Raw genomic sequence first — 8,196 nt, 5'->3', positions numbered from 1 at the left:
GTCTGGGGTTGGGGTGGGGTAGGGGGCAACCCCGCCTGTTGGGCGTAGAAGGTGGCCAGTGTGCTGACCAAGGCGTCCCGTTGTTGACGATTAAGTTGGCGAATGGCGGCCATATCCCCTTCCATTGGGTTCACTGTTAGGTAAGAACGTCCCGGATAGGTTTCTGGACGCAGGAATTCATTCAGTCCCAAATAGTCGGCCAGGGAAATTTTCCAGTCAAAACGGTAGAGGGGCGATCGCCCTTTGACAGTAGTGTGATAGACAATGAATCGCTCTAGGAGTGTACTCTCCGGCGCTGGCTGGCGATTTTCTTGGCGGATGTAGTGGTTTTCCTTCGGGAAACCGGGTAACTTCGGATAGAGGGTTTCTGCCACCAAACGGGGATTAATGAGAATTTGACCCGTAGCATTGGGCAAATTGGGGTCAGACTGCGATCGCCCCACGCTCCAAGCACTACTCAGGGGTAACCACAGGAGTGCCAGCAAGAACCCCCACACCACCCAGCCCAAAAAGGTCCAACCTCGTCGTCTGCCCATGGCTAGGAATCTGCCAGCAACTCCGGCTGGGCAATTTCATCAGACATTTCAATAATGGCACGGATCACCGGCTTTAGGGGCAGATCATCCAAATCTTCACTGGCCTCTAGCCCCCGCCGCTGTTTAGCCCGGTTGGCAATTTGCACGGTAATCCGATAGCGATTGGCGGAGTGCTTAATCAACTCTTCCGCCCGACGGTTAATTTCCAAAGAGGAGTAATGAAGGCGCTTTTGCATGGTTGGTCCTTTCCTCAAACGTGGGTGGCTGTTGCTTCTAGGGGGTGCGGTGTCGGTGTTGCAAAGGGCTGGATAATACCGCCCCCCAACAGGCGATCGCCCGCATACCAAACCGCCGCTTGCCCCGGCGTTACCCCAAATTGCGGTTCAGCAAACTCCAATTGTACCTGTTCAGCATTGGCGTCGGGAATGATAGTCACCGGCACAGGGGGGGTGCGATAGCGAATTTGCACTGTGGCTGTCATCGGTTCTTTAGGAGGTGGTATCGAGACCCAGTTCACCTGTGCCACGGTACACTCACGCCGGACGGCGGTGGTGCGATCGCCCACAATAACACGATTGTGTTCCCGATCCACAGCCACCACATACAGGGGCTCAGGTGCGGCGATTCCCAAGCCTTTGCGCTGGCCAATCGTATAGTGGTGAATCCCCTGATGGTACCCCAGCACCCGTCCATGGACATCCACAATCTCCCCCCGCTGACTGGGCAGATACTGATCCAAGAATTGGCGCATGGATCCATGGGCTTCAATCAGGCAGAGATCTTGGCTTTCCGGCTTACTGGCCGTGTGCAGACCATACTGCGCCGCAAGGGAACGGGTCTCGGCCTTGGTTTGCTGACCGAGGGGGAAAAGCACATGAGCTAGAATCTCTTGGGGCAGATCATAGAGAAAGTAACTTTGATCCTTATGACGATCCACAGCTCGCCACAGTTCATAGCGATCGCTGGTGGGATTGTATTTCACTTGGGCATAGTGACCCGTAGCAATGTAGTCAATCCCCAGTTGCTCCCGGCTATAGGCCAGCATCGGTCCAAACTTCACCAAACGGTTGCATTGGGAACAGGGTAGCGGTGTAACCCCACTGGCATAACCACTGATCAGATAGTTCACAATATATTTCTCAAAAAGTTCGCGGCTATCCACGATGTGGTGAGGGACTCCCAGCTCCTCACAAAGGCGCGCCGCATCCACTAGCCCCTCAGAGCAGCACTGCCCCTTCCCCTTCATCAGCCAGAGCGTCAGACCCACAACGGGGTACCCTTGCGCTTTGAGGCTGGCAATGGCAACGGAACTATCCACACCGCCGGAAAGGCCGACAACAACCGCCGGTAAGTCGGACATTGTTAAGATTCACAAAAAATCCACCTCTTTTAGGGTAGCATTCCTACTTTCGCAACACAGGCCATCGCAATCAGCTATAATCAGGAGACAAGGTTGGCGAGTAATCGCCGCTTGAGTTTCTTAAGTAGAGCGATTCTTGAGTTCGGTTTTAGGGAAGGTTGGTTACGTGACAGTCGTCTCTCCGAAGTCAACGTCAACACAGGGTTCAATTTTTGCTTTGGAGCAGATCAGATTATGTCTATTTATGTCGGCAACCTTTCCTACACGGCTACCCAGGAAGACCTAGAGGCCGTTTTTGCCGAGTACGGTTCCGTCAAACAAGTCTATTTACCCGTAGATCGGGAAACAGGCCGTAAGCGGGGGTTTGGTTTTGTAGAAATGTCCAGCGATGCTGAAGAAGACGCGGCGATCGCCGATCTCGACGGTGCCGAGTGGATGGGACGGCAACTCAAAGTCAACAAAGCACGTCCCCGCGAAGCCATGGGCGGTGGCAACAATCGTTATTCCCGTAATCGCTAACTCCCGAGGCGGTACTTCGCCCTTTTCACAAACCTTTGATAGGGCCTATTCCACCCTATTCCTGTGGGGAGGGCTTTATTTGTTCTGCCAATATGGTAGAGAAATAATAACGACCTGCTGAATGCAATTGGAAAGGAACATCATCCCTATGGCGCGCATGTATTACGACGCAGATGCCCAACTAGAGCTCCTCAAGGACAAAACGATCGCCATTATTGGCTATGGCTCCCAAGGCCACGCCCATGCCCTCAACCTGCGGGATAGCGGTCTCAATGTGGTGGTGGGTCTTTACGCCGGCAGTCGTTCTGCAGAGCGCGCCCGTGCCGATGGTCTAGCGGTGCACCCCGTGGCGGAAGCTACGAAAATGGCCGACTGGATTATGATTCTTTTGCCCGATGAAGTTCAGCGGGTTGTTTATGAACAGGAGATTGCCCCCCACCTGCAACCGGGAAATGTCCTCTCCTTTGCCCATGGCTTTAATATTCACTTTGGCCAGATTGTGCCCCCCGCCAATGTGGATGTGGTGATGGTGGCTCCGAAAGGTCCGGGTCATCTTGTTCGCCGCACCTATGCCCAAGGGGAAGGGGTCCCCTGCCTGTTTGCGGTCTATCAAGATGCCAGTGGTCAAGCCCGCGATTTAGCCATGGCCTACGCCAAGGGGATTGGTGGCACCCGTGCCGGGATTCTTGAAACCACCTTCCGTGAAGAAACAGAAACCGATCTCTTTGGTGAGCAAGTGGTGCTGTGTGGTGGCCTCAGTGCCCTGATCAAAGCCGGCTTTGAAACATTGGTGCAGGCGGGCTATCAGCCAGAGCTGGCCTATTTTGAGTGTCTTCATGAAGTGAAGCTGATTGTGGATTTGATTGTTGAAGGGGGGCTTGCCAAAATGCGCGACAGCATCTCCAACACCGCAGAATACGGCGACCTCACCCGTGGCCCACGGATTATTACCGATGCAACCCGCGCAGAAATGCGCAAAATTCTCCACGAAATTCAAACGGGTCAATTTGCCCGCGAGTTTGTGCTGGAAAATATGGCGGGTAAACCGGGCTTTACTGCAATGCGGCGACGGGAGGCAGAACACCCTATTGAGCAGGTGGGTCAAGAACTGCGCTCTATGTTTAGCTGGTTAAAACGGGCTTAAGCTTTGCCCTGGGGGGCAACGATGGCGATTATTTCGTCGCAAAATTCACCGCCAGAGCGATCGCGCCCCCCTTCCGTGCTCTCCAATCAACCCACCCCAGAGGAACAGCACTCCCTGGCTGAGGATTCCTTACGTCCTCACTCTTTACAGGACTACATTGGCCAGCAGGAACTAAAGGATATCCTGCACATTGCCGTCCAGGCAGCAAAGACACGCCAAGAACCCCTTGATCACCTGCTGCTTTATGGCCCGCCGGGCTTAGGCAAAACCACCATTGCCTTGATCTTGGCGGCAGAAATGGGGGTCAACTGTAAAGTGACCAGTGCCCCAGCGTTGGAACGCCCCCGCGACATTGTGGGTCTGCTGGTGAACCTGCAAGCGGGGGATATCCTCTTTATTGATGAGATTCACCGCCTCTCCCGCATGACCGAGGAACTCCTCTATCCAGCTATGGAAGATTTTTACCTTGATCTGACGGTGGGAAAACAGCAAACGGCACGCACACGACGACTCAAACTCAATCGCTTTACCCTTGTGGGAGCAACCACCCGTGCTGGGGCTTTGACCTCGCCCTTGCGCGATCGCTTTGGCTTGGTGCAGCGGTTACGCTTTTATTATCCCGAAGAACTCCAGCAGATTGTCCAGCGGGGGGCAGGCCTCTTGCAAACCCCCATTACTCCTGAAGCGGCTCTAGAAATTGGCCGGCGCAGTCGCGGTACGCCCCGCATTGCCCTGCGGCTTCTCAAGCGGGTACGGGACTATGCGGCTGTGAAGCACGATGGCAGGATTACGCTGGATGTGGCTAGGGCTGCCCTGGAACTGCTGCATGTGGATCCAGCAGGGTTGGATGGGAGCGATCGCCGCCTCCTCAGGGTGATGATTGAGTCCTATCAAGGGGGGCCAGTGGGAATTGAAACCCTTGCCGCCGCCACAGGCGAGGATGTGCAAACCATCGAAGAGGTCTACGAACCCTACCTTCTCCAGATGGGCTATCTGCAGCGGACACCCCGAGGTCGAGTCGCCACTCCCCGCGCTTGGCAACATCTAGGCTATACTGCACCAGAAAACCAGTTGCCATTGTTATCTAGTCCCTACGACACCTCGTCTTAAGACTCAACTTCTTTATGGGACCGACGATTGTCTTGGGCGCAATGAAACCGTTGCTGAACTAATCAACTAAAAACTAATCAACTAAAAACTAATCAACTAAAGAGACATGATGTGGAAAATTGAATTGAGGAGATTGAAAGCTTAGGCAGTGCAAAATCGGCGACGCTAGCTATTTCATGCAACTTTGTGAGCACCCCTCAAAATTCTATACTGGGATACAAAACGGGAATACTGGCTGCGAGGTTGGCAACCAGAAGTGACGAATTGCGACGAATTGAATTTTGGATTGCTCATTCAGGAAATACTCAAAGCCAGCTCTATCCTGATATCTTTTTTGCCGGAAGTTTTCATCAAACAATATCGCAATGGCAGAAAACTCTTTCTCAGCACCCCTGGGATGAATCCCCATTGATTCCTGAAGCCCCCGAATTTACCCTTGAACAAGCCCTGGATGAGAATTAGCTGCCTCGGCCACCTGGTGCGAACTCTGAAGGGGCAGTATTGTGAATCGTGATCTTGCTCCAAGCAGCCGTTGTTGGTCAGCCTAAGCCCGCCCCCGTAATTGGAAAATCACTGTAAGCTATTGATAGGGTTGATTAAGGTTTTTTAACCTTGACCCTACTCTCTGCCTCGCCTACGTGAACGACCATGTTGCGGATCATTACCCAGTTAACAGACCTACGCGCTGAACTACGCCGCATTTGCGATCGCACCGATAGCGGGGAGATGAGCGAACAACAGGCTACCGTTGAGGCAATTTTGCGCCGTGTGGCCAAGGAAGGCGATCGCGCCCTGATTGAGTACACCGCCCAGTTTGATCACATTGACCTCACCCCCGAAACATTACGGGTGAAAGGGGATGAACTGGATGCCGCTTACCAACAGGTGTCCAAAGAACTCCTAGATGCAATTCGCCTCGCCAAGCAACAAATTGAAGCCTTTCACCGCCAGCGAGTGCCTAAAAGTTGGGTGCAATTTGGCGAGGATGGCGTTATCCTAGGCAAACGCTACACTGCCGTTGATGCTGCCGGACTTTATGTGCCGGGAGGACGGGCGGCCTATCCGAGTACGGTTTTAATGAATGCCATTCCCGCTCAGGTGGCCGGTGTGCAGCGGATTGTCATGGTCACGCCCCCCGGTCAAGGCAAAGGCATTAACCCTGCGGTTCTTGTTGCCGCCCAAGAAGCCGGAATTCAAGAGATTTATCGCGTGGGTGGCGCCCAAGCCATTGCCGCCCTTGCCTATGGCACAGAAACAATTCCCCGGGTGGACGTCATCACTGGGCCGGGAAACCTGTATGTGATGCTTGCCAAAAAGCAGGTCTATGGCCGCGTTGGCATTGACTCCCTTGCAGGGCCCTCAGAGGTCTTAATCATTGCTGATGAGGCAGCCCATCCTACTCAGATTGCGGCTGATCTGCTGGCTCAAGCGGAACATGATCCCCTTGCAGCGGCCATTTTGCTTACACCGAGTCTTTCCCTTGCCAATGCAGTTGTAACAGCCGTGAATGAACAGTTGGCTGACCATCCCCGCCGTGTCCTCACTGAGAAGGCGATCGCCCACTACGGCCTCATTGGTATTGTTGAAACCCTCGAACAGGCAATCGAGCTGTCCAATAGCTTTGCTCCAGAGCATCTAGAACTGGAAGTTGAAGACCCTTGGAGCCTTGTCGATCAGGTGCGCCATGCTGGTGCCATTTTCCTGGGCTATTCTACCCCTGAAGCGGTTGGCGACTATCTGGCGGGCCCGAATCACACTCTGCCTACTTCTGGTGCTGCCCGCTATGCTTCTGCCTTGGGCGTAGAAACCTTCTTGAAACACTCCAGTATTATTCAATACACCCCTGCTGCCTTACGCAAACAGGGGGGAGCAGTCATGACTCTCGCTGAAACGGAAGGCCTGATTTCCCACCGCGACTCCGTGCGTCTGCGCCTTGAACCTTAGCAAGCCTTAGAAACTGACGATCAAGTAGGGGGCTTCAAATTTACCCCCGCGAACGGGTTTGCCCTTGAGGCTAGGGGGCAGTTCAATGTGGCGTCGCTGATCGCCAGCTTCCACCGTCAGTTCCCCACTAAACTCGCTAAGTTTCACCTGCTCTTTGCGAAATCCCGGTAGGAAAATGCGTACCTGTTGCTGCGTCTCATCAAACTCATGGGGAGCCGGTGCCACTCCTAGCTGATTCAAGTCCGGAAGATAGGAAACAAGACGTTGCCAGTTGCTCCAGTCTTTAGGAAGAGCTGAAATGCGTAGCGGTGCAAACGTGCGGCTGACTTCTGGTGTGGGTTCCCCCATGCAAAAGACCTCAGAAATAGGCACATTCACCTGTTGGGCACTGCCCCATAACCATTGGGTTTGTGCGGTTGAGATCGCTGTGGTATCCGTGAGCAGATACACGGATAGGCGCTGAGGATCTGCGGCAATTTTCACCCCGCGATCGACCCACTCTTTCGCCTCAGCAAAGCGCTCTCGAACTTTTTGCGTGTCAATGTTGGCAGCCATAATTGCGCTGGCGATCGGTCCGCCAATAGCGTTCGCGATCGCGTTCAGATCCAGTTGATCCAACAAACGTTGAAATCGTCGATAGTACCACGCTAACCCTTGGGGCAAACCAATCAGCCGCAGTGTATCCTGACTGTTGCCCCCAGCATAGACGATCACATCGTACTCGCCGCTGCTGTAGTGCACACGCAGGGCATTCAATGTGAGTAAGGTGTCCATCCCCGGCAAGATCACCAATTCCGCCGCATAAACTTTACCCACCAGCTCTTGGGGCAAATAGGGTTCTACTAAACGGTTGAGTTCTTGCCATGCCGCGTTAAGACTTTCAGTGGCCAGCAGCTCCGCGATCGCCAATCTCTCGGATAGCAATTTGGGTTGCCAACCAATTACCTGCTCTGAACTGCCGATCAGGAATTGCAAGGAAGTGGCTGGACTCGGCACCGCTAGTAACGTTTGCTGCTGTTGACCAGCAAACCACTGGGCAATGGCCAGACCCAGCGCTGTTTGTTGTTCTGGGGTTCCTCCTAGGAGGGTAACAATGCGTGTCATGGCAAGTTTGAGGACGATAGCTGCTTGGACTATCCTATCGGCAAACGGCTGCCCCAAGGTTTTCTCAACAACCCCTCCTAAAATCGCCTCTATGGGCAGTCGAATGTGTTCAACGATGAAACCTACTCACGGGGGCGATCGCCCCCCTTCTAGGGGCTTCTGGACCATTCTCAGGCCAAAAAATTTTTTTCGCGGCGCAAACAGATCCTCATTAGGGCGTTTTGAACCTAAAGTGAGAGTTTTTTGAGGTTTTCCCCAAATTCCCCAACGTTTTCCCCAAGTGCTGACAAGTTCCGATCCTCTAGCCATCTCAACTACTCGCTCTTGGTTTTCTCATGTTTCTCAGTCTCCCCCCATCCTCTCAACCAATGATTTCCTCAAACTCTAACCCGCCTTCAAACTAACCCCAAGTTACCTCCATCACATCTTTATTTTTCTCTGTGGAAATTTTATTCCGTTTAAGATCTAGGATCTAAGAT

9 protein-coding genes are annotated in these 8,196 nt (G+C 53.3%); 5 read left to right on the top strand and 4 right to left on the bottom strand.

Annotation, left to right across the window (positions count from 1 at the left end; all coding sequences use genetic code 11):
* The 3 genes from H8Q75_RS11040 to mnmA form a co-directional block, all read right to left on the bottom strand.
* The coding region (locus H8Q75_RS11040; protein ID WP_297041713.1) for a hypothetical protein at positions 1-536 on the bottom strand (536 nt) is incomplete at its 3' end.
* A gap of 2 nt (positions 537-538) precedes the next feature.
* The gene (locus tag H8Q75_RS11035) at positions 539-772 is read right to left on the bottom strand and encodes a DNA-directed RNA polymerase subunit omega (RefSeq protein ID WP_024125247.1); all 234 of its coding nucleotides are present in this window, start codon (positions 770-772) and stop codon (positions 539-541) included.
* Positions 773-786: 14 nt separating this feature from the next.
* Entirely contained in the window at positions 787-1,896 is a 1,110-nt protein-coding gene (gene mnmA, locus H8Q75_RS11030; RefSeq protein WP_297041708.1) for a tRNA 2-thiouridine(34) synthase MnmA, read from the bottom strand.
* Positions 1,897-2,130: 234 nt separating this feature from the next.
* Here mnmA and H8Q75_RS11025 point away from each other — a divergent pair, with 234 nt between their 5' ends.
* From H8Q75_RS11025 to hisD, 5 genes are all read left to right on the top strand, one after another.
* Positions 2,131-2,415 carry an RNA-binding protein RbpB gene (locus tag H8Q75_RS11025; protein WP_024125245.1) on the top strand — a complete coding sequence of 95 codons (285 nt, stop codon included), beginning with the start codon at positions 2,131-2,133 and terminating at the stop codon, positions 2,413-2,415.
* 148 nt (positions 2,416-2,563) lie between these two features.
* Entirely contained in the window at positions 2,564-3,559 is a 996-nt protein-coding gene (ilvC, locus tag H8Q75_RS11020; RefSeq protein WP_024125244.1) for a ketol-acid reductoisomerase, read from the top strand.
* A gap of 21 nt (positions 3,560-3,580) precedes the next feature.
* A complete protein-coding gene (gene ruvB / locus H8Q75_RS11015) occupies positions 3,581-4,669 on the top strand; it encodes a Holliday junction branch migration DNA helicase RuvB (protein ID WP_297041701.1) in 1,089 nt (362 codons plus the stop codon).
* Positions 4,670-4,855: 186 nt separating this feature from the next.
* Complete coding sequence (locus H8Q75_RS11010; RefSeq protein WP_297041699.1) at positions 4,856-5,131, top strand: hypothetical protein; 276 nt, start codon at positions 4,856-4,858, stop codon at positions 5,129-5,131.
* Between the two features lie 186 nt (positions 5,132-5,317).
* A complete protein-coding gene (gene hisD, locus H8Q75_RS11005; RefSeq protein ID WP_024125242.1) occupies positions 5,318-6,613 on the top strand; it encodes a histidinol dehydrogenase in 1,296 nt (431 codons plus the stop codon).
* A 6-nt stretch (positions 6,614-6,619) separates the two neighbouring features.
* On the opposite strand, the gene H8Q75_RS11000 is transcribed toward hisD, so the two are convergent.
* Positions 6,620-7,774 (bottom strand): ArsA-related P-loop ATPase, encoded by a 1,155-nt coding sequence (locus tag H8Q75_RS11000; protein ID WP_297041695.1) that lies wholly within the window; start codon positions 7,772-7,774, stop codon positions 6,620-6,622.
* Positions 7,775-8,196 lie beyond the last annotated feature (422 nt).

Source organism: Thermosynechococcus sp. OHK43 (genome assembly GCF_014466085.1).
Classification (GTDB): Bacteria; Cyanobacteriota; Cyanobacteriia; order Thermosynechococcales; family Thermosynechococcaceae; genus Thermosynechococcus.
The sequence above is the reverse complement of the archived record's forward strand: the minus strand, read 5'-3'. Positions and strand labels throughout refer to the sequence as shown.

What these genes read in the sequence shown, in the direction of transcription:
- H8Q75_RS11035 (WP_024125247.1), bottom strand. Translation starts at nt 772, where the DNA reads ATGCAAAAGCGCCTTCATTACTCCTCTTTGGAAATTAACCGTCGGGCG.
- mnmA (WP_297041708.1), bottom strand. Translation starts at nt 1,896, where the DNA reads ATGTCCGACTTACCGGCGGTTGTTGTCGGCCTTTCCGGCGGTGTGGAT.
- H8Q75_RS11025 (WP_024125245.1), top strand. Translation starts at nt 2,131, where the DNA reads ATGTCTATTTATGTCGGCAACCTTTCCTACACGGCTACCCAGGAAGAC.
- ilvC (WP_024125244.1), top strand. Translation starts at nt 2,564, where the DNA reads ATGGCGCGCATGTATTACGACGCAGATGCCCAACTAGAGCTCCTCAAG.
- ruvB (WP_297041701.1), top strand. Translation starts at nt 3,581, where the DNA reads ATGGCGATTATTTCGTCGCAAAATTCACCGCCAGAGCGATCGCGCCCC.
- hisD (WP_024125242.1), top strand. Translation starts at nt 5,318, where the DNA reads ATGTTGCGGATCATTACCCAGTTAACAGACCTACGCGCTGAACTACGC.